The sequence below is a fragment of the Streptacidiphilus jeojiensis genome, from assembly GCF_042510965.1.
Lineage (GTDB): Bacteria > Actinomycetota > Actinomycetes > Streptomycetales > Streptomycetaceae > Streptacidiphilus > Streptacidiphilus jeojiensis.
The window spans coordinates 860,062-884,602 of record NZ_JBEUKS010000001.1; the positions used below are offsets into that span (position 1 = coordinate 860,062).

At 70.4% G+C, this 24,541-nt stretch carries 24 protein-coding genes; 11 read left to right on the plus strand and 13 right to left on the minus strand.

Features of this window, described 5'->3' with window-relative positions:
* Positions 1-79: 79 nt before the first annotated feature.
* The gene (locus ABUW04_RS03915; protein WP_380562699.1) at positions 80-3,511 is read right to left on the minus strand and encodes an AfsR/SARP family transcriptional regulator; all 3,432 of its coding nucleotides are present in this window, start codon (positions 3,509-3,511) and stop codon (positions 80-82) included.
* A gap of 184 nt (positions 3,512-3,695) precedes the next feature.
* Between ABUW04_RS03915 and ABUW04_RS03920 the strand changes: the two genes are divergently transcribed.
* Positions 3,696-5,054: a glycoside hydrolase family 18 protein gene (locus tag ABUW04_RS03920; RefSeq protein ID WP_380562701.1), complete on the plus strand. Its 1,359-nt coding sequence runs from the start codon at positions 3,696-3,698 to the stop codon at positions 5,052-5,054.
* A 131-nt stretch (positions 5,055-5,185) separates the two neighbouring features.
* Here ABUW04_RS03920 and ABUW04_RS03925 read toward each other — a convergent pair whose 3' ends face one another.
* The 4 genes from ABUW04_RS03925 to ABUW04_RS03940 are packed head-to-tail and all read right to left on the minus strand — an operon-like array spanning position 5,186 to position 10,108.
* Positions 5,186-5,872: a response regulator transcription factor gene (locus ABUW04_RS03925; RefSeq protein ID WP_380562703.1), complete on the minus strand. Its 687-nt coding sequence runs from the start codon at positions 5,870-5,872 to the stop codon at positions 5,186-5,188.
* Entirely contained in the window at positions 5,869-7,071 is a 1,203-nt protein-coding gene (locus ABUW04_RS03930) for a sensor histidine kinase (RefSeq protein WP_380562705.1), read from the minus strand. Before ABUW04_RS03930 ends, ABUW04_RS03925 begins: the two co-directional genes overlap by 4 nt.
* A gap of 2 nt (positions 7,072-7,073) precedes the next feature.
* Positions 7,074-9,431, minus strand: a complete 2,358-nt coding sequence (locus ABUW04_RS03935) for an ABC transporter permease (protein ID WP_380562707.1) — start codon at positions 9,429-9,431, stop codon at positions 7,074-7,076.
* Entirely contained in the window at positions 9,428-10,108 is a 681-nt protein-coding gene (locus ABUW04_RS03940; protein WP_380562709.1) for an ABC transporter ATP-binding protein, read from the minus strand. Before ABUW04_RS03940 ends, ABUW04_RS03935 begins: the two co-directional genes overlap by 4 nt.
* Positions 10,109-10,479: 371 nt before the next feature.
* Between ABUW04_RS03940 and ABUW04_RS03945 the strand changes: the two genes are divergently transcribed.
* The 4 genes from ABUW04_RS03945 to galE all read left to right on the plus strand — a co-directional run bounded on the left by ABUW04_RS03945 (position 10,480) and on the right by galE (position 13,678).
* Positions 10,480-10,944: a CBS domain-containing protein gene (locus ABUW04_RS03945; RefSeq protein ID WP_380562711.1), complete on the plus strand. Its 465-nt coding sequence runs from the start codon at positions 10,480-10,482 to the stop codon at positions 10,942-10,944.
* Positions 10,945-11,163: 219 nt separating this feature from the next.
* Complete coding sequence (locus tag ABUW04_RS03950; RefSeq protein ID WP_380562713.1) at positions 11,164-11,931, plus strand: maleylpyruvate isomerase family mycothiol-dependent enzyme; 768 nt, start codon at positions 11,164-11,166, stop codon at positions 11,929-11,931.
* Positions 11,932-12,152: 221 nt separating this feature from the next.
* Positions 12,153-12,476: a nuclear transport factor 2 family protein gene (locus ABUW04_RS03955; protein ID WP_380562715.1), complete on the plus strand. Its 324-nt coding sequence runs from the start codon at positions 12,153-12,155 to the stop codon at positions 12,474-12,476.
* A 194-nt stretch (positions 12,477-12,670) separates the two neighbouring features.
* The gene (gene galE, locus ABUW04_RS03960) at positions 12,671-13,678 is read left to right on the plus strand and encodes a UDP-glucose 4-epimerase GalE (RefSeq protein ID WP_380562717.1); all 1,008 of its coding nucleotides are present in this window, start codon (positions 12,671-12,673) and stop codon (positions 13,676-13,678) included.
* A gap of 159 nt (positions 13,679-13,837) precedes the next feature.
* Here the strand turns inward: galE and ABUW04_RS03965 are convergent, their stop codons facing one another.
* The 3 genes from ABUW04_RS03965 to ABUW04_RS03975 form a co-directional block, all read right to left on the minus strand.
* Positions 13,838-14,185 (minus strand): hypothetical protein, encoded by a 348-nt coding sequence (locus ABUW04_RS03965; RefSeq protein ID WP_380562719.1) that lies wholly within the window; start codon positions 14,183-14,185, stop codon positions 13,838-13,840.
* A gap of 88 nt (positions 14,186-14,273) precedes the next feature.
* Complete coding sequence (locus tag ABUW04_RS03970) at positions 14,274-14,555, minus strand: hypothetical protein (RefSeq protein WP_380562721.1); 282 nt, start codon at positions 14,553-14,555, stop codon at positions 14,274-14,276.
* A 299-nt stretch (positions 14,556-14,854) separates the two neighbouring features.
* Positions 14,855-15,283: a hypothetical protein gene (locus tag ABUW04_RS03975; protein ID WP_380562723.1), complete on the minus strand. Its 429-nt coding sequence runs from the start codon at positions 15,281-15,283 to the stop codon at positions 14,855-14,857.
* A 233-nt stretch (positions 15,284-15,516) separates the two neighbouring features.
* On the opposite strand from ABUW04_RS03975, the gene ABUW04_RS03980 reads away from it, so the two are divergent.
* Positions 15,517-16,119: a sugar O-acetyltransferase gene (locus ABUW04_RS03980; protein WP_380563443.1), complete on the plus strand. Its 603-nt coding sequence runs from the start codon at positions 15,517-15,519 to the stop codon at positions 16,117-16,119.
* An 85-nt stretch (positions 16,120-16,204) separates the two neighbouring features.
* Here ABUW04_RS03980 and ABUW04_RS03985 read toward each other — a convergent pair whose 3' ends face one another.
* Positions 16,205-16,672: an STAS domain-containing protein gene (locus tag ABUW04_RS03985; protein ID WP_380562725.1), complete on the minus strand. Its 468-nt coding sequence runs from the start codon at positions 16,670-16,672 to the stop codon at positions 16,205-16,207.
* 176 nt (positions 16,673-16,848) lie between these two features.
* Positions 16,849-17,793, minus strand: a complete 945-nt coding sequence (locus tag ABUW04_RS03990) for an SMP-30/gluconolactonase/LRE family protein (RefSeq protein WP_380562727.1) — start codon at positions 17,791-17,793, stop codon at positions 16,849-16,851.
* A 106-nt stretch (positions 17,794-17,899) separates the two neighbouring features.
* On the opposite strand from ABUW04_RS03990, the gene ABUW04_RS03995 reads away from it, so the two are divergent.
* Positions 17,900-18,352, plus strand: a complete 453-nt coding sequence (locus ABUW04_RS03995; RefSeq protein ID WP_380562729.1) for an Lrp/AsnC family transcriptional regulator — start codon at positions 17,900-17,902, stop codon at positions 18,350-18,352.
* Between the two features lie 57 nt (positions 18,353-18,409).
* Complete coding sequence (locus tag ABUW04_RS04000; protein ID WP_380562732.1) at positions 18,410-19,288, plus strand: menaquinone biosynthetic enzyme MqnA/MqnD family protein; 879 nt, start codon at positions 18,410-18,412, stop codon at positions 19,286-19,288.
* A gap of 248 nt (positions 19,289-19,536) precedes the next feature.
* Here the strand turns inward: ABUW04_RS04000 and ABUW04_RS04005 are convergent, their stop codons facing one another.
* Entirely contained in the window at positions 19,537-20,823 is a 1,287-nt protein-coding gene (locus ABUW04_RS04005) for a glycosyltransferase (RefSeq protein WP_380562734.1), read from the minus strand.
* A gap of 107 nt (positions 20,824-20,930) precedes the next feature.
* On the opposite strand from ABUW04_RS04005, the gene ABUW04_RS04010 reads away from it, so the two are divergent.
* On the plus strand, positions 20,931-21,428 hold the full coding sequence (locus tag ABUW04_RS04010) for a MarR family winged helix-turn-helix transcriptional regulator (RefSeq protein ID WP_380562736.1): 498 nt from the start codon (positions 20,931-20,933) through the stop codon (positions 21,426-21,428).
* Between the two features lie 539 nt (positions 21,429-21,967).
* The gene (locus tag ABUW04_RS04015; protein WP_380562738.1) at positions 21,968-22,546 is read left to right on the plus strand and encodes a hypothetical protein; all 579 of its coding nucleotides are present in this window, start codon (positions 21,968-21,970) and stop codon (positions 22,544-22,546) included.
* 34 nt (positions 22,547-22,580) lie between these two features.
* Here ABUW04_RS04015 and ABUW04_RS04020 read toward each other — a convergent pair whose 3' ends face one another.
* Positions 22,581-22,814: a hypothetical protein gene (locus tag ABUW04_RS04020; protein ID WP_380562740.1), complete on the minus strand. Its 234-nt coding sequence runs from the start codon at positions 22,812-22,814 to the stop codon at positions 22,581-22,583.
* Positions 22,815-22,928: 114 nt separating this feature from the next.
* Between ABUW04_RS04020 and ABUW04_RS04025 the strand changes: the two genes are divergently transcribed.
* On the plus strand, positions 22,929-23,786 hold the full coding sequence (locus tag ABUW04_RS04025) for a helix-turn-helix transcriptional regulator (protein WP_380562742.1): 858 nt from the start codon (positions 22,929-22,931) through the stop codon (positions 23,784-23,786).
* Here the strand turns inward: ABUW04_RS04025 and ABUW04_RS04030 are convergent.
* Positions 23,707-24,525 carry a hypothetical protein gene (locus ABUW04_RS04030; protein ID WP_380562744.1) on the minus strand — a complete coding sequence of 273 codons (819 nt, stop codon included), beginning with the start codon at positions 24,523-24,525 and terminating at the stop codon, positions 23,707-23,709. The genes ABUW04_RS04025 and ABUW04_RS04030 overlap by 80 nt on opposite strands.
* Between the last annotated feature and the right edge of the window lie 16 nt (positions 24,526-24,541).

Genomic DNA, 24,541 nt, shown 5'->3' on the forward strand with positions numbered 1-24,541 from the left:
CTAGGAGACCGCCTACCGCGCCGCATCGGCGATCAGCCCGCCCGGTGTACTGCCCACCTACCTTCCCTCCCCTCCCCTCTCAGGGCACCCGTGGACCTGGTGGTGCCCAGGCGTCCAACTGCGCCTGGGCCGCCGCTTCCAACCGGGCTGAGCCGATGCGCTGGTGGAGAGCGACGGCTTCGTGAAGCAGGGCCCGTGCGGATGCGCGGTCCCCGGTCCGCTCCAGGCCGTGCGCGAGGCCCTCCGACGCGTGCGCCTGGCCGAGCAGGTCGTCCGCGGCGCGGGCACAGGTCAGGGCATCGCGGTAGTCGGCGACGGCGTCGTGCACGGCACCGGTGTCGGCGGCCAGGTCGCCCTGGTACCGGTGGACGAGACCCAGGCCCCCCTGGTCGCCCGTCGCCCGGTAGGCCGCGGCGGCCTCCCGCAGCATCGTTGCGGCGGCGGATGTGTCACCGGCGGCGTGGAGGATCCGCGCCAGTTCCGCCTTGGCCCGGGTTTCCAGCGGCGGGACCCGGTGCAGGCCCCATGCCACGGACTGCTCCAGGGCGCGTCGGGCTGAGGGCAGGTCACCCGAGGCGGCGAGGGCCTGTCCCAGGAAGATCTGGACGTGGGCTTCGTGGAACTGGGCTCCCAGGCTGTTGTGCAGCGCCGCCGACTCGGTCAGGGTCCGGGTCGCGGAGACGATGTCCCCGGCGGCGAGGTGGAGTTGGCCGAGCTGGCCCAGCGCGGCGGCGACCCCGCTGGACAGGCCGAGGTCCCGGTACAGGGTGAGCGCGTCGTTCAGCGTTGCGGTCGCGGCGCGCAGGTCCGCGGTGGCCAGGTGGACCCTGCCGAGTTCGGTCAGGGCCGCTGCCTCGTTGACCCGGTGTCCCAGTGACCGGGCCAGGTTCAGCGCACGGCGCTGAAGGTCGGCCGCGGTGTGGACGTCCCCGGTGGCCCACTTGACCACGCCGAGGGCGGTGAGTGCGTCGAATTCGTTGAGCCGGTGCTCCAGTTCACGAAAGCCGCCGAGTGCCTCGGCGAAGTGGGACGCCGCCGTCGGCAGGTCCCAGCGCGACCAGGCCAGGTTTCCCAGCGCCCATCGCACGTTCGCCTCGCCGAGGCGGTCGCCGAGGTCCTGGAAGATGCGCAGGGCCCGGCTGTCCAGGTCGGTCGCGGACGCCAGGTCCCAGGCCAGGGACCGTGAACGGGCCAGCTCCCACAGGGCGTTCGCCTCCCCGTGCCGGTCGCCGGCCGCGCGGTGGGCGGTGAGGGACTGCTCCAGCTGGACGGCTGCGGCCCGGTGATCGCTGGTCAGATTGTGGACCCGGCCCAGTTCCCAACGCATGGACGCCGCACCGAGGTGGTCGCCGCGCTCGACCGCGGTCCGTACCGCGTCCTGGTGCAGCGCGACCACCTCGTCCCAGGGCCCTTCTTCCTGGAGGAACGCGGAGAGCGCGCAGCCGATCGGGACCGTCTGCGCGGGCCAGGCGCGCGCTGCGGCGATCAGGTTGGCCCGTTCGGCCCGCAGCCAGGACTGGGCCGCGGCCCGGTCCCCCAGCTGCGGACCGCCATCTGAGGCGACGTCAGACAGCGGCCGGTCGCCGGCCGATGCTGCCGCCGGCCGGGTATGGCGGACGAAGAACCGGTCGGCGGCCACGGAGGTGCGCAGGTAGTGGTCGGTCAGCCGGTCGAGGGCGGTTGCGTACTCCTTGACGGACCGTCCGTCGCCGTCGCTGAGCGTCCGGGCATGGATGCGCACGAGGTCATGGAACCGGTAGCGGCCGGACTCGTGCTGGAGCAGCAGATTGTGGTCCAGCAGGGATTCGAGCAGCCGATCGGCGGTATCCCGGTCGGTGCCGGACAGGGCGGCTGCGGCGTGGACGTCGAAGTCCGCACCGGGGACGAGCCCCAGCAGCCGGAACAGGCGCTGTTCGGGCTCGGGCAGGGCGGCGTAGGAGGAGGCGAACACGGCGGCCAGGTCGCGGTCCTCGTCGCGGAGCCGGCCCAGTCGGGTGCCTTCGTCGCGAAGTTGCGCGACCAAGTCCGCGATCCGCAGGGCACGGTGGTAGCGCAGCCGTGCCGCGACGATCCGCACCGCCAGGGGCAGGAAGCCGCACAGGGCCATCAGTTCCACCGCGTCCGGATCGCGGGTGTCGATCCGACCGGGACCGGCCACCTTGTCCAGCAGGTCCAGCGCCTCTGCCTCGGACAGGGTGTCGAGCGAGACCCAGTGGGCCTCGTCCAGCCCGGTCAGCCGTCGCCGGCTGGTGGCCAGGACCAGGCAACCGGAGGTGCCCGGCAGCAGCGGACGTACCTGAGCGGCGCTCACCGCGTTGTCCAGGACGATCAGGGTCCGGGTCCCGGCGAGCAGGGCGCGGTAGAGCGCGGCGCGCTCCCCGGGGTCGCCCGAAATCCGGGTCGGCGCCACGTCCAACAGGCGCAGCAGGCGGGCCAGCGCGTCCGGTGCGGTCAGCGGCTCGGTTTCGGGATCGTGTCCGTGCAGGTCCAGGAACAACTGCCGGTCCGGATAGGACGGTCTCAGCCGGTGCGCGGCGTGGAGCGCGAGCGCGGTCTTGCCGATGCCGCCCATTCCGCCGATCAACGCGACCGCTGCGACCGCTGCTCCGCCGGTCCCGGACGACGGTGCGCCCGCGACCTCGACCAAGGTGCGGACCTCTGCTGCGCGGCCGGTGAAATGTCGTGTCTCTGCCGGTAGTTGACTGTGCGTCATCCGTGACGGCCCGGTCGGCTCCGTTGGGGTCGCCGTCGGCGCCGGGAGGGCCGTCGGGTACTCGTCGGACAGGATCTGCTGGTGCAGCCTCCGCAGTGCGGGGCCCGGCTCGATGCCGTTGGTGGCGACCAGGGTGGCGCGGGCGTCGAGGTAGGCGGACAGTGCCTCGGCGCGCCGTCCGGCGCGTGCCAGTGCCGACATGAGCAGGCCGAGCGGCTGCTCACGCAGCGGGTGCCGCTGAACGATGTCGGCCAGTTCCGGGAGCAGCGATTCGGCGAGACCCAGCTGGAGTTCGGCCTCGATGCGGCGCTCCGTGATCCGCAGGCGCAGTTCCTCCAGGCGACAGTGCCAGGCGTCCTGGAGCAGGCGGCTGCCGATGTCGACCAGCGCGGTGTCGCGCCACAGGTCAAGGGCTCTGACCGCGTCGGTGCGGGCCTGCTCCCACTGCGCCCGGCCGAGGGCGGCTTCGCACCGTGCGGCCAGGGTCTGCGCGCACTGGTGGTCCAGTTCGCCCTCGTGGGTCCTGATCAGGTAGCCGGGGGCGCGGGTGATGATCCGGGCCCTGCCGTCGGTGCCCAGTGCTGTGCGCAGTCGTTGCGTGTAGGAGCGGACGGTGGCATGCGAGCCGGGCGGCTCGGCACCGTCCCACAGGGCCTCGGCCAACTGCTCCACCGGAACGACCTGGTTGGGGCGCAGCAGCAGGGCCGCGAGCAGGACGCGTTGGCGGGCGGCCGGGACCGGGAGCTCGCGTCCGCGGTCGTCGTGGACCTGCAACCGTCCGAGAATGCCGAATCTCACGTCGCCGAGCCCCCACCGTCGACCCTGCTGGTCTAGACCCATGGTAGTAGCCAGGGGCGATGACGTCCGGCGCCACGGCGACGTCGTCGGCACGTCGGAACGGCGACCTACGGTGAACCCGACCGGGCACCGAAAGCTCGTCAGTTCGTCAACTCGCCGACCAACAGCCCGTGGAGGGCCATCCATGCGCACATCCGGCTCAGCCGTCGCAGCCCACGACGCCGCCTCTCCCGCACCGCGCCGCAGGCACCGCCGACTGCTCGTCGCGGCCGCCGCCTCGGCGGCGCTGCTCGCCACGGCACCGGCAGCCGCGGAGGCCGGGACTCCCCGACCAGTCGCACAGCAGGGCAGCGACGGCGGCAAGCAGTTCGTGGGCTACTTCACCCAGTGGGGCATCACCTCCGGGTTCTACGAGAAGAACCTGATCACCAGCGGGGAGATCGGGAACCTCACCGAGCTCGACTACGCCTTCGGCGGCGTCGCCCCGGACGGCACCTGCACCAGCACCGACCCGTCGGCCGACTACCAACTGCCCTTCACCGCCGCACAATCCGTGGACGGTCGTGCCGACCGCCCCGGACAGGCCCTGGCCGGGAACCTCAACCAGCTGCGCGAGCTCAAGGCCAAGTACCCGAAGCTGAAGATCGTGATGGCGATCGGTGGCTGGACCGGGTCCGGCCGGTTCTCCGCCCTGGCCCAGACCGCCGCGGGACGCCGCGCATTCGTCGCCTCGTGCATCGACCAGTACATCAAGGGCGACATCCCCGGCCTGCGTCCGCACGCTGCCGCCGGGATCTTCGACGGCCTGTCGGTCGACTGGGAGTATCCGGACCAGCCCGGCGCCGGCAACCCCTACAGCGCGCAGGACATCCCCGACTACACCGCACTGCTGCAGGAGTTCCGCACCCAGCTCGACGCCGCGTCCGCCGGCACGGACCGGCACTACCTGCTGACCGCCGACACAGCGCCGTTTCCGCAGCTCGCCGGCCAGCTCCAGCTGGCACAACTGGCCCAGTACGTCGACTGGCTCAATGTGATGACCTTCGACGTCTACGGAAGCCTGGAACCGAACGGCCCCACCGACTTCTCCTCGGGCCTGTACCCGGACCCGCGCGACCCGTACCCGCCGGTCTACCAGTTCGACATCGCCAACACGGTGACCTTCTACGAGTCGCAGGGCGTCGCACCCGGCAAGATCGCCATCTCCGTCCCGTACTACGCGCACTACTGGACCGGCGTCGCACCCGGCCCGAACGGGGACGGCCTGTTCCAGACGGCGACCGGCGGCGGCACGACCATGAACTACAACCAGGAGACCGGCGAACCGGGCACGACCTACTTCGACCCGGCGACCGGCGAGCCGTACAAGTACGACGCGGCGTCACAGACCTTCTACAGCTACGACAGCCCCGCCTCCGTGGCACTGAAGGGCCGGTACGTCTGGCAGCAGGGCCTGCGCGGCGCGATGGTCTGGTCGATGGACGGGGACACCGCTGACGGCCGGCTCACCGCGGCGCTCGGACGCAGCCTCCGCAATCCCTGACGCCGCAGTACCCTCGGCGCGGGGCAGCAGGCATCACCCCCACCGGCATCACCCCCAGCACCTTGCAACACCAGCACGGTGGGCACCGTACTGGGCGACCGGGTCGGTTCGCCGGGCAGACGGTGGCGTCGTCAGGATGGCCAGACCAGTCGGGCGTCGTAGGCGAAGGCGACGACCTGGGCCCGTTCGTGCAGGTCCAGCTTGGCCATGATCCGCCGCAGGTGGGACTTGACCGTCGTCTCGGACAGCGACAGGCAGCGGGCGATCTCCGCGTTCGGCCGGCCCCGGCCCACCTCGATGACCACCTCGCGTTCCCGTGTGCTCAGCCGGGCCAGGCGCGGGTCCTCGCGCTCGGGTGCGGGCCTGCCGTCGGCGGGCAACTGTCCGGCGAAGGTCTCCAGCAGTCGTCGGGTGATCCTCGGTGAGACCACCGCGTCGCCGGCCGCGATCGTGCGGACGGCGTCGATCAGGGCATGCGCCTCGATGCTCTTGACGATGAAGCCCGCAGCCCCCGCACGCAGCGCGGCGAAGGCGTACTCGTCGTGGTCGAACGTGGTGAGCACCAGAACCCGGGTGTGCGGGAACTCGGCGGTGATCCGCTGGGTCGCCTCCACCCCGTCCAACTGCGGCATGCGTACGTCCATCAGCACCACGTCCGGGGCGGTGCGCCCGATCAGGCGCAGCGCCTCGGCACCGTCTCCGGCCTCGCCGACCACCCGCAGGCCCGGCTGGGCGTCGAGCAGCAGTCGGAAGCCCAGCCGCACCAGCTGGTGGTCGTCCACGAGCAGGATTCTGACGCCCTCGGTCTCCTCGGTCATCGCCCTCGCTCCCCCCGGTCCCCTGGGTCCGCGCTCGGTGCCGCCAGAAGCACTCTGACCCGCCAGCCGCCCTGCGGGGCCGGTCCGGCCTCCAGGGATCCCGCGAACGCGGCGGCCCGCTCGCCCATCCCGGTGAGCCCGTGGCCGGGAGACGTTCGCGGTCCCGCCGGGTGTCCGTCGTCCACGATCTCGACCTCGACCTCCTGGTCGCGGTAGCCGAGGCGGACGTCCGCGTGCGTGGCCCCGTGCGCGTGCTTGCGCGTATTGGTCAGCGCCTCCTGCACGATCCGATACACCGTCAGTTCCAGGCCCGGCCCCAGGTCGCGCGGCGTACCCTCGACGACCAGCCGGGCGGGCAGGCCGTTCGCGCAGGTCTCCGCAATCAGGTCGCCGAGCTGAGCGAGCCCCGGCTGGGGGTTCCAGTAGACCGGGTCCTGATCCCGGAGCAGGCCCAGGATCAGGCCCATCTCGCCGATGGCCTGCCGGCCGGTGCCGGCCACCTGCCGCATCAGCCCGGCACCGGGATCCGGCGCGGTCGCGGCAGCCCCGTCGGCGAGGGCGACGATGACAGCCAGGCTGTGCGAGACGACGTCGTGCAACTCACGGGCGATCCGGGCGCGTTCCTCGACGGCGGCGATCCGGGCCTGCTGGTCGCGCTCGAACTCCAAGCGCGCGGCCCGTTCCCGCAGCGAGCCGGTGTAGGCGCGACGGGTCTGCACGTACATCCCACACAGCGCCGCGGACGCCACCGCACACAGCCACAGGCCGTTGCCGGTCGGGCTCAGCCCACCGGTCTGCCGGGGGGCCAGGAACTCGCAGCCCCAGGCGCCAAGGGCTGCCGCGCAGGCCAGACCCAGGACCGGCGGCCGGTGCGCGGCCACGGTGGCCAGGGCGATCAGCAGCACCAGCGCCGCCACCGGCATCAGCCGATACGGCGCCGGATCCAGGCCCACGGACAGCCGCAGGGCCACCGCCGTGCACAGGGACACCAGCACGGCGAACACGGCGACCGGTGCCGTGCGGCGCCAGACCAGCGGGCCCAGCAGGGGCGGGAGCCACTGCAGTGCGGCCGGCGTCAGCCCGCCGGCCGACAGGTGCACGAGGGCCCAGACGGCCGGCACCAGGGCAAGTACGGCATCGCGGGCCACGGTGCCGTACCCGGTCCGTATCGCGTCCAGCCGCGCTTCCAGGATGCCCACGGCTACTCCGTGCGCAGGGCGGTCGCGGTGGGCAGCCGGCCCGCCCATCCGGCCGGCCCGAGCGCCCCGAGCATCGCGATCACGATGCCGCCGCAGGCCAGCAGCACCAGTTCCGCTGAGCTGTAGACCGACAGCACGTCGGACGGCATCGTGGCACCGATCGCGTCGCCCATCAGCTGCATGACCTGGGTGTGCAGCGCGAGACCGGACGGCACACCGATCGCCCCGGCGATCAGACCCAGCCAGCCCACCGAGGTCAGCACCATGGCTGCGGTCTGCCGCGGCGTCATCCCGACCGCCTTGTAGACGCCCAGGTCGTGGACGCGTTCGCGGGTGTCGAGGACGACTGCTCCCAGTACGCCGAGCCCGGCCACGACCACCAGCACCAGGGTCATCAGCGTCGACAGGGTGTCCAGGACCAGCACCACCGACAGCGTGCCGCTCCGGGAGACCTGAACGGTCGCACCGAAGGCCCCGGTCGCGCTCCCCAGGTGCCGGACGTAGGAGGTGACGTCGGTGCCCGTCTCCACCTCGACCTGGAAGAAGTTCATCGGGATCGCGGAGCGGAGGGACCGCACGTCGGTCATCACGGTCAGCCCCTGCTGCTGGGTGTCGAAGACCTCGCCGACCAGGGTCAGCGGCACCCTCCGGCCCTGGTAGGTCAGCACCACGGTGCCGCCCAGACGGGTGCCGGTGGCGGCGAGGAACTGCGTCGGCACCACGGCCTGCCCGCTGCCACTGAACCAGTGCCCCGAGACCAGCGGGTAGTGCCCCTGGGACGAGTCGCCCTGGTAGACGATGACGTCGGTGTTCCCGGAGGCCACCGACACGGGCAGGTGCAGACTGGCGGTGCCGTAGCTCGACCCGGTTCCCGGCGTCGCGGCGATGGCGGCCGCGACCCGGTCGCTCTGCTGCTGCCGGGCAGGCGCCGGATTCGAACCGTTGGTCGCGACCTGCACGTCGCTGGTGCCGCTGCCGCTGCTGAGATCGGTGCTGGCCCGATCCAGTGAGCTGGAGATGCCGATCGCCAGGGTCACCGCGAGGACGCCGAAGGCGATCGACGCCGTGAGCGCGAGGGAGCGGGCGGGGCGGGCGAACGGCCCGCCGAGACCCAGGCTGATGTGGCGCGGCAGCCGCGTCCTGGCCAGCACCCGCTGGGCCCGCCTGCCCCGCTCCGCCTTCGGGCTGCGCCCGGTGAGGGCTTCCACCGTCCTCAGCCGGCCGGCGCGCAGGGCGACCAACAGGGCGGTGAGCCCGACCAGTACGGCGGCCCCCAGTGGCACCGCCAACTCCACCCAGAGGGTGAGCGGCTGGTCTCCGGCGCCGAGCGCCGCGCCGGACTTCTTGAGTGCCTCGACGGCGGCGACCGTGCCGATCACCGTGCCGAGCCCGATACCGACCGCGCAGGGGATCAGCGACTGCAGGCAGTAGCTCCGCACCACCTGGCCCGGAGTGAATCCCAGGGCCTTGAGGATGCCGATCCGCCGGGTGGACGAGCCCACGGTGGCGCCCACCACCCCTGCCAGGATGATCACCGACATCGCCACGCCGAGGATCCCGTAGGCGGCCAGCGCGGGCGGCACGACCCTGGTCGCCCCCTGTTCATCGGCGGCCCTGACCGTCAGGTAGGACTGGGCGGACAGCGTCGCGCCGCCGGGCAGTGCTGCGGTGACCATCGCCTGATCCGCCGTCAGCTGCGCTGTCGTGGCGGTGTCGGCGAACCGGTAGAGCATCTCCTCGCTCGACGCGGTGCCTGCCGGGCTCAGCCTCGCGACCTCGCTCGGCACCACCCAGGCGTCGGCGGTCCGGCTCACCGACTCGGCGATTCCCACCACGGTCAGTCGCGGGCGGCCGGGCGCGCCCGCGAAGGTCAGCACTCCGCCCGGCCTCGCGCTCGCCAGCACCGAGGAGGACAGGACGATCTCCCCGGGCGAGGCTGCCCAGCGCCCGGAGACCAGCGAGACGTCGTCGACCGGGCCGCCCGGCGAGACCCGGCCCGCCACCGTCATCGGCGTCAGGCCGACGTCGGACGGCAGCGCGAAGCCGGGGCCAGGCAGCACGTCCTGGGCGAGCACCACCGGGTACGGCCCCGAAGCCGCGGTCACTCCGGGCGCGCGCCCGGTTGCGGCCACCTGCTGTGCGTCGGCCTTGGCACGGTCGATCTGAACCGTCAGATGTGCTCCGTTCTGCCGGGCGAAGCCGCGGTCGAACGGCGCGCTCGTGCCGACGAGCAACTGGCCGGCCAGCAGCGCCGCCGCCACCGATCCCAGGGTCACCAGGGCCAGGATCAGCGACTGGAGCCGCCGGCGCCGGGCCCCGGCCCCGGCCACCGTCCGCAGTGCGGCGTTCCCGATCCTCACCGTCCCACCACCAGCGCGCCGTCGGAGGCGACCCGGCCGTCGAGCAGCTGGATCGCCCGCGTGGCGCAGGCCTGCGCCAGCCGCTCGTCGTGGGTGACCAGCACGATGGTCTGGCCGTCCGCGCTCAACTCCCGCAGCAGACCCTCGACGTCCTTCGCGGAGGCCGAGTCCAGTGCGCCGGTGGGCTCGTCGGCGAGAAGCAGCGGCGGCCGGTTCATCAGGGCCCTGGCGACGGCGACCCGCTGCCGCTGACCGCCGGAGATCCGGCCCGGGTACGCGCCCGCGTGATCCTGCACCCCGAGCGATTCGAGCAGCTGCCCGGCCCGCTTCCTGGCCGCTCCCAGCGGCATTCCGGACAGTTGGGCCGGCAGCAGCACGTTGTCCAGCACCGTCAGGTCGTCCAGCAGGTTGAAGAACTGGAAGACCATGCCGATCCGGGACCGGCGGTACTTCGCCGCCCCGGCCTCGTCGAGGGTGTCCACCCGCACCCCGTCCACGGTCACCCGGCCCTCGCTCGGCCGGTCCAGTCCGGCGATCAGGTTCAGCAGGGTGGACTTGCCGCTGCCGGAGGGGCCGAGCACGGCCACCGACTCCCCCGCCCGCACCGTCAACGACACTCCTTCAAGCGCGGGCGGCCCTTCGCCGTAGCGCTTGCCGACCCGATCGAAACGGATCACCGGGACATCACGGGTACCAGGGGTATCAGGGGTATTCACACGGGCTCCCTCGAACAACCAGGACGCCGACCGGCGCCGGGAACCGAAGCTATGCGCCACCGGGGAGGCGGCACATCGGCTCCGGGATCGACCCGGCAGACATCGCTGAGGTAGATCGCGGGCCCGGGAGTCACCCTTGAGAACTAGGCAATGGACCAGGCGGCAGCTCATCGAAGGCAAGCGGTTCCACAGCCGCACCGGCGTCCTGTGGGCTCAGCGCGGCACCTCGGCATAACCGGTCCAATCCCGTCAGATAGGGACGTTCTTCAGGGACGGGATGGGGGAAGGAGCAGGCAAAGACACGTCAACCCGCCACAAAGGAGTGATGGGACATGAGTCTGACCGTAGCTCAGATCCTTGCGGCCAAGGCCGACGGCGGCCGTACTGTTCACACCATCAGCCAGGACAGCACGGTGGTCGAAGCACTCAAGCTGATGGCCGATCAGGGGATCGGCGCCCTGGTGGTCACGGCCGACGAGCAGATCGCCGGGATCGTCACCGAGCGGGACTACGCCCGCAAAGTGGAACTCTACGGACGCTCAGCCAGGCAGACGCGCGTTGAGGAGATCATGACCGCGAAGGTGCGCTACGTCGAGCCGTCCCACAGCGCGGACCAGTGCATGGCCTTGATGACGGAGCACCGGATGCGCCACCTACCGGTCCTGGACGACGGACGGCTGATCGGCATCATCTCCATCGGCGACCTGCTCAAGCAGCAGATCGCCGACCAGCTGTTCACCATCGACCAACTGGAGCACTACATTCACGGGACCACGGGCACCACCCACCCGCGGTAGACAGCACGCGCGCACTACGTGGCGTCGGCGCAAGCCGATACCTGCGGTCCGGTCCGGATGCAGAAGCCGGAGGCCGGCCCGAGCCAGTCGTGCCGATTGCCCCGGGCAGGGCTGACGGTGCGGCAGCGCGTCCTTCATTACAGTGGATCCAGTACCCACGCGGTAGGCCGGTACGCACCTCATCCGGCTCGGACCGAGCCGGCAACTGATCGGAACCCCATGCCTGACCTGGATACCTGGATCTCGGCAGTACGCAGCTCGCAGAACCGCTTCGCCGCCCTGCTGGCACCGCTCGACGCCGCGAAGGTGCAGCACCCGTCCTACGCCGACGACTGGTCCATCGCCCAGGTCGCCTCGCACCTGGGCAGCCAGTCCGAGATCTTCGACCTGGCCCTGGACGCGGGCCTGAACGGCACCCCGGCCCCGGGCATGGAGCAGTTCCAGCCGCTGTGGGACGCCTGGAACAACAGGTCCCCGGAGGCCCAGGTGGCCGACAGCGTGAAGGCCAACGAGGCCCTCGTCTCCCGGATCGAGGGCCTGTCCGGTGACGACCGGGCCAGGTTCCGGGTGTCCCTGTTCGGCCGGGACATCGACCTGGCCGCCCTGCTGGCCATGCGCCTGGGCGAGCACGCGCTGCACACCTGGGACATCGCCGTTGTCCTGGACCCCTCGGCCGTGGTGTCCCCTGACGCGGTCCACCTGCTGATCGACGTCCTGCCCGGCACCGCGGCGCGGGCCGGCCGGGCCGCTGCCGAACCCCGGGTCCTCGCGGTCGAGACGGCCGACCCGCAGCGCCAGTTCACCCTCACCACCGGGCCCGACGTCGAACTCGCCGCCGTCCCGGACGGCGGGCCGGTGGACCTGGTCCTGCCCGCCGAGGAACTGCTGCGGCTCGTCTACGGGCGACTGGACCAGGAGCAGACCTCCGCGGAACTCCCCGGCCACGAGGTGGTCCCCGAACTGCTGCAGGTGTTCCCGGGCTTCTGACCCTGCCGCCCGGTCAGCCCACCGCTCCGCCCGCATCGGCCGACGGCCGAACGGTTGCGGCTGGCCGGGTACGCCCGCCTTCCAGGGGTTTCGTAGACGTGTTGGTGCCGCCCGTGGATGCGGACCGTGGCACCATATCCGCGTGGTTACTTACAGCTAGTTGCCGTTTCCCTGCGTAACCATCCACTGGCAGTCGACCCCCACTCCCCAGGAGCCTCGCCGTGACCATCGCTACCAACCGGCTCTCCGACCCCACGGTCCGCGCCCTGGTGACCGCGATCAACGACAACGACCGCGCAGCCTTCCTCGCGCTGCTCGCGGAGGGCGCGACCATGTCCGACGACGGATCAGACCGCGACCTCGACCAGTGGATCGACAAGGAGATCTTCTCCTCCCGCGGCCACATGGAGGTGCAGACCGAGAGCGACGGAGGGCGCGCGCTGATCGCGAACTTCCGCAATGAAACCTGGGGTGAGATGCGCACTGCCTGGAGGTTCACGGTCGACGGCGGCAAGGTGAGCCGCTTCGAGACCGGGCAGGCATAACGGGCTCGCCGCCGTTCGCGGAGCCAGCAGCCCGGCCGCATCACTGGCCATAGGCGTCAAACTGGTGGAGTCCGCCCAGCCCAGGCGGCGGGCCCTACGGGCCCCCACCCGCAGCCGCGGTGGGAATGAGCGGTTCGGTGCACTGAAGTGGCGGCGATGGGTCGTGCATCAGCGGGTGGGAGAGAATCCTGGGCATGAACAAGATCTTGATCACCGGCGGTGCCGGTTTCATCGGCAGTACAGTCGCCTCTGCCCTCACCGATCAGGGGATCACCCCGGTCATCCTCGACGACTTCTCCAAGGGACGCCGCGAGTTCGTCGTGGACCGCGTGTTCTACGAAGGGGACATCGCCGACCAGGCACTGATCGACCGGGTCTTCACCGAGCACCCCGACATCGACGCCGCCCTGCACTGCGCGGCGAAGATCGTCGTTCCCGAGTCCGTCGCGCAGCCGCTGCGCTACTACCGCGAGAACGTCGCCAAGACCGTCGACCTCCTGGACGGCCTTGAGCGCAACGGCTGCCGGCGCGTGGTCTTCAGCAGCTCCGCCTCCATCTACGCACCGACGCTCGACGCCCGTGTCGACGAGTCGTCACCGGTGGCCGCCGCGAGCCCCTACGCGCGCACCAAGCAGATGATGGAACAGGTCCTGCACGACTGGAGCACCGCATCCCCGGTGCGGGTCATCGCGCTGCGGTACTTCAACCCCATCGGAGCCGACCCGAAGCTGCGGACCGGACTGCAGGACCTGAACCCGACGCACGCCCTCGGTAAACTCATCGAGGCGCACACCCAAGGCACCCCGTTCACGATCACCGGAGTGGACTGGGCCACGCGCGACGGCAGCGGGATCCGCGACTACATTCACATCTGGGACCTCGCCCGGGCCCACATCGCCGCCCTCACCCGCTTCGACGAGGTAGTCAGGCCCGATGCTGACGACCGCTACCGGGTCATCAACATCGGCACCGGTCAGGGCACCACCGTCCGCGAACTGGTGTCCGCCTTCGAGGACGCCGTGGGACAGAACCTCGCTGTCCGCGAGGCCGAACCTCGCCCCGGCGACGTCATCGGCTGCTACACCGCCAGCGACAACGCCCACCGACTCCTCGGCTGGACCGCGCAGCACACCATCAACGACGGTGTCCGCGACGCACTGGCCTGGCGCGCGAAGTGGGCAGCCCAACTCGCCGCCGGCTGACAGTCGGGAACCCGGCAAAGCCACCATCGAACGCCGACACGACCCACCCAACAGAGTGCAGGAGGGCAGGTCGCCCCACTCGAGGCCGGAAGACGAGGACCACATCCTGGCCAGAGCCGATCCCGAACGCCCACCCTCGGTCCCCTTGGCCGGGCTCGCTCAGTCGCTCTGGCGGGCGAAGGCTCCGAGGATGCGGGTGGCCCGGTCGTAGCGGTCACGTTCGTCGGCGAGGCCGCGGGAAGCGTCCGCGGGACCGCAGCGCAGCCGCTCGTTGGTGGTCGCCAGCCGGTAGATGACGGCACGGGCGACGTGTTGGGCAAAGTAGGGCCCGCTGATGGCCGCTGCCGCGCGCAGCAGGGGCAGTCCGGCTCCGTGCCAGATGATCGCGTCGCCCACCACGACGGCCTCTGCGAAGGCGGTCGGACGCCAGTAGGGCGACAAGTCGATCACGGCCGGGGGCAGACCCGGGGCGAACAGCACATTGCCCGTCAAGTCGCCGTGGACCAACTGGGGTTCCTCGGGCGGCGGTGGTCCTGCCAGGGACCTCAAGCGCTGGTGGAGTCCGTCGAGCGGTGGGGTCAAGTCGGCGTCGCGTTCACCCCAGGGCCACCTGGTCGCCGATGTCCCACCAGGTGCAGCGGTCGTCCAGGAAGCCCGGGCGCGGACGGCCCGCGAGCGCCTTGTGGAAGGCGCGGCCGGCCTCGATGACGTCGAGCCAGCGGGGAGTTGAGCCGTGGTCGGGTTCCGCGCCTGGAACGAACTGCGAGGCCGTCCAGCCCCCGTTGGTCCAGGAGCCCTCGGTGGTGCGCAGGGGGCGGGGTACCCGAAAGCCGGCCTCTTCGATGCTCGCCAGGGTTTCCGCCGTCCACTGCGTCACGCGCAGATCGGGTTCGGCGGGTTTGAGGACGGCCTCCCCGACGCGGAGGCTTCCTCCTTGACCACCGCTCAGGCGGACCGCGTCGCCCATCAACCCGAATGCCGCCAACACCGCCGGCCCTGGGACATCCACGGGGCTGCCTTCCCTCGTCGATCATGTTGAAGGCACCGTAACGACGACGAACCGGTAGGGGCCAGCGCTTAAGCGCACCCCGCCCATGGGCCCGAGGAATCAAGAGGATTGTGCAGCCAGCAGACGACGTACCAGGCCCTGGGAGAGCCGGACCTCGTTTCCAGCTGTCACCCGGCTCCGGTGTACTGCAGGATGCGCTCAATGTCCCAGGCGTGGTGGTGCCCATCATGGGCGTTGTTGCGCGCGACATCCTCGGCACGCTGCACTCCGCGGGTGGCATGCCGCAGGACAATCCCGCCTTCGAGGGCGTCAGTGACCGATGCCACCCATGCAGTGACCGCGTGTTCCAGCGACCACAGGGCGGCGGCCGGGGCGATCTCGTTGTAGTGACGGGCCCGAGCGATCAGGTCCGGATCGTAGCCCGGCACATCGACCGCCCCGGACAGCCGGGCCCCAGCCAGCCGTTCAGCCCAGTTCCGGAGGTTGTCGGTGACGTGGCTGATGTAGGCCGCGGGCGTCCAGGCCAGATCCGGGTGCCGCTCGTGCCCCGAGTGCCCTGCAAGAAGTAGGCGGAAGCGCGTCGGAAGCTCCTCCACGGCCTGAATCGCCGCTGGCGGGGTCAGCGACCACGCAAAGCCGCAGTGCTCACACGGATCCCCGTACAACCTTGCGCCCCATGGCTCCATGGACCTCGACCCTACCCAGGCACATGAGATCGGAAAGGGCCCGTGGTGTCGTCGCGGCGCACGTAGGCTCTTGATGCACGCGGCCGGTGGGGAGCGCATCGCGCCTGTGCTCGAACGGTTTGCCGAACGGAGGGCGTTCAGCTGTGTCGCAAGCTCATGAGGAAGAAGTCCTGGCCCGGATCGGAAAGGGGCTCGTCTACACCGAGTCGGAGGCGGCCTTCCAGGCCCCTCTGCGCCGCACGGAGCAGATCTTCGAGTACAACCACACACCACCGGGCGAAGCGGACCGGCGTCGATCGCTGCTCATGGCGATCCTCGGATCAGTCGGAGAACGCACGGTGCTGCTGCCGCCGTTCCACGCCGGGTTCGGAAGTAACGTCCACATCGGTGACGACTTCTTCGGCAACGTGAACCTCACCTTCGTCGACGATGTGGACATCCGCATAGGCAACGACGTCATGATCGCGCCCAGCGTGACACTGACCACGACCGGTCACCCGGTGCATCCCTCACGGCGCGTGGACTTCGGGCGGTTCTCGGAACCGATCGTGATCGAGGACAAGGTCTGGATCGGCAGCAACGTGGTCGTCCTGCCGGGTGTGCGGATCGGTTACGGGTCGGTCATCGGCGCCGGCAGCGTGGTCAGCCGCGACATCCCGGCCATGACCGTCGCGGTGGGAACTCCCTGCCGGGTGCTCCGCCCCATCACGGACGAGGACCTCACCACCCGCACCGCCGAAGGCTAGCGACGTGTTCTCCTCCTCGACGCGGTCCGAACTCCCCGCCGGGGACGGGGACCGGGCCCACCCTCGGCGACCCCGGCCCACAGGATCACGTCGGCGCCCCAGGCGGGGCGGGCACGGTCCGTCCCTGTTCTCCGGCCCCCGGTCCACTCGTCTGGACCCCACCTCCGCCGGAATCCCTCGCACCGCCGCAACCCCCCTCCATCGGTGCGCGACCGCCGAGGCTGTCGAGCACGGCCAGGGGCACCGTGTCGTACACCGCAGTGTGCGCCACGCCCATCCGGTCCAGTAGACGGCGCTGGGTAGGAGTCGGGGCCACGATGCGCACATCGACGCCGCGGTCCTGGCCACGCCCGCATGCGCGGGCGATGACGGCCAGTCCGGGGGAATCGATGAACTGTACCGGCGAGAGATCCAGCACGAGCCCGGTCGGAGGTGACCGGTCCCAGACCCGCTCGCCCAAGGTCGCGTCGACCTCGGCGGCACGTACGCCGTCGACCTCCGGGGGAAAGGCGACGATGACGCATCCGCCCATCGATTGGATCCGCAGTGCCATGTTCCTCTCCCATCAGCGCGACTGGCGGCGGAGGCGAACCGCCGGCTCTCGGGCGGCGCGGCTCTATCGAACCAAGCCTCGTACACATCACGCGGTGAATGTCCTGCGATTGCAGGACATTCACCCGACCGAGCAGAACCTGACCCGTGATGTGACCGACTTCCGGAACCGACCGGTCAGAGCCAGGGGCGGCGGCCCGGTCCGGTCGGGTGCGTGCCGGTGACCGCCATGACCACCGAGTAGAGGCTGGTCTCTGCGGCAATGAAGAGACGGTTGCGCTTGGCGCCGCCCCAGGAGATGTTGGCGACTGCCTCGGGGATGTTGAGGCGCCCGATCAGCGTGCCGTCGGGGTCGTAGCAGTGCACACCGTCGCCCATCGCGGCAGCCCAGAGCCGACCGCTCTCGTCGAAGCGGAGATTGTCGAAGCGGGCGCCCTCGCGGGCCGCCGCTTCAGCGAAGACCTTCCCCTCGGACAGCGTCCCGTCCTCGTGCACGTCGAAGACCCGGATGACGCCCGCTCGAGTGTCGGAGACGAACAGCTGCTGCTCGTCGTGCGAGAAGACCAGGCCGTTCGGGGCGCCGAAACCATCGGCGACCAGCCGCACTTCGCCGGTGACCGGATCGATGCGGTAGACGTTGTTGGAGCCGATCTCGCTCAGCGCACGGTAGCCCTCGTAGTCGCTGTTGATGCCGAAGTCCGGGTCGGAGAACCAGATCGAGCCGTCGGCCTTGACCGCCGCATCGTTCGGGCTGTTCAGCCGCTTGCCCTTCCAACGGTCCGCCAGGACGGTGACCGTGCCGTCGTGTTCGGTCCGGGTCACTCGACGGTTGCCCTGCTCGCAGGTGATCAGCCGGCCCTGACGGTCCAGAGTGTTGCCGTTGGTGTGCCCGGCGGAGCGGCGGAAGACACTGACGGCACCGGTCTCCTCGTCCCAGCGCAGCATCCGGTCGTTGGGGATGTCGCTCCAGACTACCTGCCGCCAGGCAGGTAGGTAGATCGGCCCCTCGGCCCACCGGCAGCCGGTGTACAGGACCTCCAGCGCCTTGTCGCCGTTCATGCACTTCCCGGTGCGGAACCGCTCGTCGAACATCTCGTACAGCCCGGGGCCCTCGCCGGTCATGAGGCTTTCCTCTCCTGCGGACGTCACATACTGAATGTGCTTTGGTTCGAGACGATGATTGCAGGATGAGATATGGTCATTGCAAGAGAATTCCGAACGGAGAGTCGTGGATCACATCGACCGCGTCCTGCTGGCGCAGCTCCAGCAGGACGCCACCCAGTCCTATGCCGCGCTGGGCCAGGCCGCCGGCCTCTCGGCCGGCGCCGCCCACGAACGCGTGCGCAAGCTGCGGGAGAGCGGCGTCATCCGGCGCACCACCGTCGACACGGACCCGGCCGCGCTGGGCGGCGCCGTCCTGGCCTATGTGATGGTCGACTCGTCCAGCTGGATGGGTGATACCGCCCAGGACTTCGCCGCGCTCCCGGAGATCCTGGAGGCGCACATCATCGCCGGCAGCGCCTCGGTGCTGGTGAAGGTCAGAACCGCATCCACCGAGCAACTGCAGGATGTGCTGCGCCGGATCTACGCCATCGAAGGGGTCAGCGGGACGCAGGCCACCGTGGTCCTTGAGACCTTCTTCGAGCGCCCGCTCTCCCCGCGGACCCCCGAGCAGACGTGATCAGGGCAAGCGTCCGCAGTGCGGTTCGGTGCCGGCTCGGAGGGCTAGCCTGTGGACGTGAACGATGCACACGCAGCCCGCGGCCCGCAGGAGCCGGAGAAGCGCCCCCGGGTGGGGCACATCCAGTTCCTCAACTGCCTGCCGATCTACTGGGGGCTGGCCCGCACCGGCACCCTGCTGGACCTGGAGTTGACCAAGGACACTCCGGACCGGCTGAGCCGTCTGCTGGTCGACGGGGCCCTGGACATCGGGCCGATCGCGTGCATGGAGTACCTCAAGCACGCCGACGAGTTGGTGCTGCTCCCGGACATCGCAGTGGGCAGCGACGGTGCGGTGACCTCCTGCCTGATCGTCAGCCAGGTCCCGCTGCACGAGCTGGACGGGCGCCGGGTCGCCCTGGGCTCCACCTCGCGCTCCTCGGTACGCCTGGCCCGACTCCTGCTGGAGGAGCGCGAAGGGGTCCGCCCGCAGTACTTCACCTGCCCGCCGGATCTGCCGGTGATGATGCAGGACGCGGATGCCGCGGTCGTGATCGGCGACGTGGCGCTGCGCGCCTACCTGCACCAGGCCGAGGAGCTGGGACTGCTGGTGTACGACCTGGGCGAGATGTGGAAGGCGTGGACCGGCCTGCCGTTCGTGTTCGCGGCCTGGGCGGTCCGCAAGGACTACCTGGAGCGGAACCCCCGGCTGGTGCGCGAGGTGCACCAGGCCTTCCTGGAGTCCCGGGACCTCTCGATGGCCGAGGTCGACAAGGTCTGCGAGCAGGCCGCCCGGTGGGAGGCGTTCGACGAGCAGGCGTTGCGCCGCTACTACACCGAGGCCCTGGACTTCTCCTTCGGCGAACGCCAACTGGCGGGTGTCCGCGAGTTCGCCCGCAGGGTCGCCCCGGACTCCGGATTCGATCCCGAGCTGGAGATCACGGTCCTCCAGCCGTAGCAGCCGCCCCGGGTCCACCGTGCTGAAGCAGAGAGGCGGCTTGAGACTTCGTCCTGAACCCGCCCGCGTCTCATCCCGCGCCGTAGTCTCTCCTTGGGGAAGAGGACCACCGGACAAGCCAGCAGCAGTCTCGTCTTCCTCTACCTTGTTCCCGCCATGCGCGTCGGCATGATCTTCTTCCCCACCGACCTCGAAGGCGAGAAGCTCACCCCCACCGGCCGCCTGCACCACCTCTTCGCCATCGCGCATCATGTGCTCAGCTTCACGGCCCTACCCGCAGCCGGCTCGACCGGTCCGAGCGCGGCCGTCTCGATGATGGCGTCGGCTGCCCGGCCAGGGCCGTCAACGGCGTCGTAGAGGCGTTTGATCCGGGCAGCGGCCTGCCGATAGCTGTCGTGGCCGAGGAGTTGCCGGGCCAGTGCCGCGAGCTTGGGGCCCGCGCAGTCGCGCGGGGCGATGCGGCGAGCGGCGCCGAGGCGTTCGAGCAGAGCGACATTGAGGTCCTGCTCGAGCTGCAGAGGGATGCCGAGGACGGGCGTTCCCGAGGCCATCGCCGTCTGCACGCTGCCCTGCCCGCCGGTGACGACCGCCAGGTCCACCCGGGGCATCACCAGATGGCTGGGCAGGACCGAGTCGACCATGACCTGGCCGACGCCGTCGCCGCTGTTGAGGTCGTCGAGGTCGTCGAGGTCGTGGACGGTCCCCGCCACCAGGATGCGGACGCCGAGCCCGCGCAGTCCGGCCACCGTGCGACGGATCAGATCAGGTCCGGTGAAAGTGAGCGCGACGTAGACCACCGGGCCCGGCCCGTCGAGGAATTGCTCGACCCGGGCCGGCAGCGGCAGGTCCAAGTGGGCATAGAGCGGGCCGGTGTACCGCAGGGAGGCGCCCTGCCGGTAGGCGGCCTTGCCCCGCGGGCTCCATGCCTCGAGTTCCTGTGCAGGGATTCCGACAACCTCAGGGATCTCCGGAACCAGCGTCACGTCTCCCATCAGCAGCGCGGGCAGGCTGGGCACGCCCTCGACGCCCAACTCCGCTGCGATCCGCTGGAACCCGGAGCAGTAGTAGCGCAGTCGTGGGAGCCGACGGTTGATGATCCGGCGCAGCACTGACCTGGGAACAACGCGCAGCGCGCCCTGCACCTGGCTCGGCGCGGGCAGCAGACCGCGCTCAAACACCGGCGGCACCCAGCTGCCCGCGTGCTCGGTGACCAGCCGGGTGCCGGTCAGCCTGGTCGACAGCAGGGCGGTCAGGGTGAAACCGGTGACCGCGACGGTGACGCCGTGGGTCCGGAAGTACTCCGCCTCCGCCCGGACGTAGGAACGCATCTCGTCGTCGGTGTACATGCTCTGGTCCACCGGGCCCAGGCCGACGGCGGAGCGGACGAACTCGGTGCCCCGTTCCCGGTTCATCGGCGTCCCGATCACGTCGTAGTCGATGCCCGCGGCGCGCAGCAGCCCCTCGTGGACACCACCGTGGGTCGCCACCCGGACCGAGGCCCCACGGGCGCGTAGTGCCCGGGTCAACTCGATCATGCGACTGGTCTCCGACAGGTACGCGCAATGGACCAACATGCAGATCACGGCCACACCCCTCAATTTAGGCAATATATTGCACAACCTGATTAGGTAATATATTGCTCATGACTCCAGCAGGGAAGTCCGTGTTCGGCATCGGCCCTGATTCATCACTCGATCCGGCGGTGCGAGCCTTCCGCGCCCTGCTGCTCGCAGGGCAGCGATTGCGCTACCTCATGGACGACCGGCTTCGCGCCGACGGGCTGACGACCCAACAGGCCGCGCTGCTCACAGCAGTGACCGCCCTGGGCCAGCCCTCGCTCCGCGAGGCCGCCGAGGCCATGGGCACCACCCACCAGAACGCGGCCCAGGTGGTCGCTGCCCTGGTCCGCAAGGAGCTCCTGCGCGTCGAGCCCGACCCCGCCGACGGCCGACGTCGGCGGCTGATCGCCACCGAGACCAACGACCGGTACTGGCGCACCCGCGATGCCGCGGACCACGCGGCAGTGGCCGCATGGTTCTCCTCGTTGAGCGGCCAGGAGATCGAGACCCTGGCCTCGCTGGCCGAACGCCTGCTGCCCGGCCTCACCGACCCCCACGGGGACGCCGCCCGCAGCAGGTAACGACCGGATTCGGAGGCGTTCGCCAGTGAGACGAAGCAGACATGACGCTTCGCACACGCCGCCCTCTCGAACGCACCCGCCGCAGCACCACCCGGCTCTCGCGCAGGGACTCGTCAGCGACTGCGGCCGGCTCGCCGAGGCCATCGACAGCCTCTCAACGCTCAAGGCTGCCCTGGCTGCTGGTTCAGGGAACTCCCATTTCCGCCCCAGGCCTGGCACATGCTGGACATACAGACTCTCTGTACGGGTCGTCGCAGAGGGGATTCTCTGATCATGAGTGGCTTCGAGGACAGCGGCGCTGCGCACGGCGGGCCCGCGAGTGGTGATCAGCCGGCGAGCGAGCCGGACCCGACCCGACCCTGATCGACCGGGTCGTCCAGCTCTCCGACGGCGGCTACGAGGTCCACGACATCGGCACCACCATGCATCACGTCTTCGAGGATTCGACCTTCAAGGTGACCGGCGCCAACTGACGACGAGACTCGGGCAGTCGCCTGTTCCGGCCGACCGCAGGCATCTCACGGAGGAACCCACCCGTCATGATCACACGTGTCCGCCGGACGACCGCCCCCAGGGCTCTCGCAGCTACCGGCGTCCTCGCGTCCGGAGCGCTGATGCTCGCGGGCTGCTCCTCCAGCAGCTCCCCTGGAGCGGCAACGCCATCCGGGAACGCCAGCGGTTCGGCGGCGATCGCCCAGTACACCGCCTGCCTGAAGTCCCACGGGGTGACCCTGCCCAGCGGCGGCTCCAGCGGACGGCCGAGCGGACGTCCCACTGGCGGGTTCACCGGACGGCCGAGCGGAGCCCCGAACGGTGGATTCGGCGGCGGTGCCTCCGCCAACCCGTCCGAGGCGGCAGCCATGCAGGCATGCGCCTCACTGCGCCCAACCGGCCAGGGCGGATTCGGCGGCCGCGGCAGCAACGGCGCCTCCGGCAACACCCAAGCCGCGGCCTTCATCAGCTGTATGAAGGACAACGGCGTGACCGTGACCACCCAGCAGGTCCGCTCGATCACCACCAGCACCGACCAGAAGACCATCGCCGCACTCAAGGTCTGCAAGCCGCTGCTTCCCACCGGCAGCACGAATACCGCACCGACAGCGACACCCACTTCCTGACCCAGGCCCTTTCGCCCACCTGTGCGGAACGCTGTCACCTGCAACCTGTGTAGTCGCTCGGGCCCTCGCTCAGCACCTCGATGTCGTCGGGGCTGGTGACCCACTCGAGGCCACCGCCGAGGGGGCGGACGTAGACCTCGGTGACGGGGCCGTAGCCCGGCAGCGGGCTGTGTTTGGAGAGTTGGCCGGACAGAAGTCCGACGCGGCCGGTCGAGCGGCTGCGGACGCGTTTGCCCTCGGCGGGGTGCGGCGGGAACGACGTGGTCATGCTCAGGGCTCCCTCTGCTGGATCGGATCTCGCAGTAGAGAGCGACCTCGCGCCCGACTCTTACACCGGTACGGCCGGTCTGACGCGGGTCGCCCGGAGGTAGAGTTCGGGCCTGTGATCGGTGAGTCGCACTTCACCCTGGACGTTCCGGCTTTCGCCGTGGCGAGCATGGTCGTCGCACTGCAGCCGGGTGCCGACATCCCCGCCCACAACCATCCCCAGCACCAGCTGACTTGGGCGCCGGAGGGGCCGCTCACCGTGGTGGTCGACGACTTGCGCTGGGTGGTGCAGCGCTCACGCGCGCTGTGGATACCCGGCGGCGTGGACCATGCGGTGGTTCCCGCCTCCTCCTCCGAGATGCTGTCGCTGTACTTCGAACCGGACGAGTGCCCGCTGCGCTGGAAGGCCCCGACTGTCGTCGACGCCACCGGGCTGGTCGGGCCGCTGCTGTTGCACCTCGTGGGGCTCGGGGCAGGTGCTGCAGAGCATCGGACCCGGGTTGCGACCGTGCTGTGGGACCTGTTGAAGCCCATGTCGGTGGCCACGATTCCGAGCGTCCTCCCCGCTGATCCCGAGGCCCTGCGCGTGGCGCTCGCCATCAGGCAGGATCCCGCCGACCCTCGGGACCTGGAGGCCTGGGGCCGGGAGGTCGGTGTGTCGGCGCGCACCCTGTCGCGCCGGTTCCGCGCCGAGACCGGGGTGAGCTTCAGCAGTTGGCGGACCAGTGAACGGCTCAACGCGGCGCTGCCGCTGCTGGGCATGGGGCAGCCGATCTCCCGGGTCGCCCGCGCGGTCGGCTACCAGACCGCGAGCGCGTTCATCACCGCGTTCCGCCGGGAAGTGGGGACCACTCCCGCCGCATACTTCAACGGGAGCGGTCCCACATCCGCGATCACACAGTCGCCGACCCCGACTCCCGTTCCGACGCCTGGCGTTGCCGGCTGCCCCGGCGGCGGCCGCGGTCGATCGTGAAGGCGATCGCCGCGATCAGCACGGAGACCGCACCGATGATCGTGCCCAGGGTTGCCATGGCGTTGAGTGCGTCGACTGACGCGCCGTCAGCGACCTGGGCCAGCGCGGGCACGGCATCGTGGAACTGCGCCGGCACCATCGCGACCGCCTGATGTCCGGCCCCGGACCCCACCTGGTGGACGAACTGCTCCTTCAGGCCCTGGGGCAGGAGGCCGGCCCCGGGTACCGAGGCGAGAGCGGAGTCCGCGCGGTCCTGGGCGACCTGGCTGTACATCGCGCCGAGCCCGGCGATGCCCATGGCCAGGCCGACCTGCCGCAGGGTGCCGAAGGTGGCGCTGGCCATGCCCGCGTTCTCCTGCGAGGCGAAGGTCAGCGACGCGGCCTGGTTGAGTGCGGTCAGCGCGCCGATGCCCAGCCCGCCGACGACCATGCCCGGCAGGAAGTGGGTCCAGCCGTCGTCGCGGCCGAAACCGCCCAGCAGGTACATGCCTGCGGTCACCATCGTCATGGTGGCTGTCAGCCCGACCCCGATCGGCACCCGCTTGGCGAAGATCGAGGTCACCGGCGCGGCGATCATCGCGCAGACGCTGATCGGCAGCAGACGAAGACCCATCTGCAAGGGTGTGAAGCCGAGTGCACCCATCAGGAACAGCGCCAGGTAGGTGGCTGCGGCCATCAGCGTGGCCATGTGCGCGACGGACACGATGGCCGTGCCGGTGAATCCGGGCCTCCTTGCCATGGAGAGGTCGAAGAGC

Excerpts from the sequence above, each read along its gene's own strand:
- ABUW04_RS03920 (WP_380562701.1), top strand. The coding sequence starts at position 3,696 with ATGCGCACATCCGGCTCAGCCGTCGCAGCCCACGACGCCGCCTCTCCC.
- ABUW04_RS03925 (WP_380562703.1), bottom strand. The coding sequence starts at position 5,872 with ATGACCGAGGAGACCGAGGGCGTCAGAATCCTGCTCGTGGACGACCAC.
- ABUW04_RS03945 (WP_380562711.1), top strand. The coding sequence starts at position 10,480 with ATGAGTCTGACCGTAGCTCAGATCCTTGCGGCCAAGGCCGACGGCGGC.
- ABUW04_RS03950 (WP_380562713.1), top strand. The coding sequence starts at position 11,164 with ATGCCTGACCTGGATACCTGGATCTCGGCAGTACGCAGCTCGCAGAAC.
- galE (WP_380562717.1), top strand. The coding sequence starts at position 12,671 with ATGAACAAGATCTTGATCACCGGCGGTGCCGGTTTCATCGGCAGTACA.
- ABUW04_RS03985 (WP_380562725.1), bottom strand. The coding sequence starts at position 16,672 with ATGGCACTGCGGATCCAATCGATGGGCGGATGCGTCATCGTCGCCTTT.
- ABUW04_RS03990 (WP_380562727.1), bottom strand. The coding sequence starts at position 17,793 with ATGACCGGCGAGGGCCCCGGGCTGTACGAGATGTTCGACGAGCGGTTC.
- ABUW04_RS04005 (WP_380562734.1), bottom strand. The coding sequence starts at position 20,823 with ATGATCGAGTTGACCCGGGCACTACGCGCCCGTGGGGCCTCGGTCCGG.
- ABUW04_RS04010 (WP_380562736.1), top strand. The coding sequence starts at position 20,931 with ATGACTCCAGCAGGGAAGTCCGTGTTCGGCATCGGCCCTGATTCATCA.
- ABUW04_RS04015 (WP_380562738.1), top strand. The coding sequence starts at position 21,968 with ATGATCACACGTGTCCGCCGGACGACCGCCCCCAGGGCTCTCGCAGCT.
- ABUW04_RS04020 (WP_380562740.1), bottom strand. The coding sequence starts at position 22,814 with ATGACCACGTCGTTCCCGCCGCACCCCGCCGAGGGCAAACGCGTCCGC.
- ABUW04_RS04030 (WP_380562744.1), bottom strand. The coding sequence starts at position 24,525 with ATGGCAAGGAGGCCCGGATTCACCGGCACGGCCATCGTGTCCGTCGCG.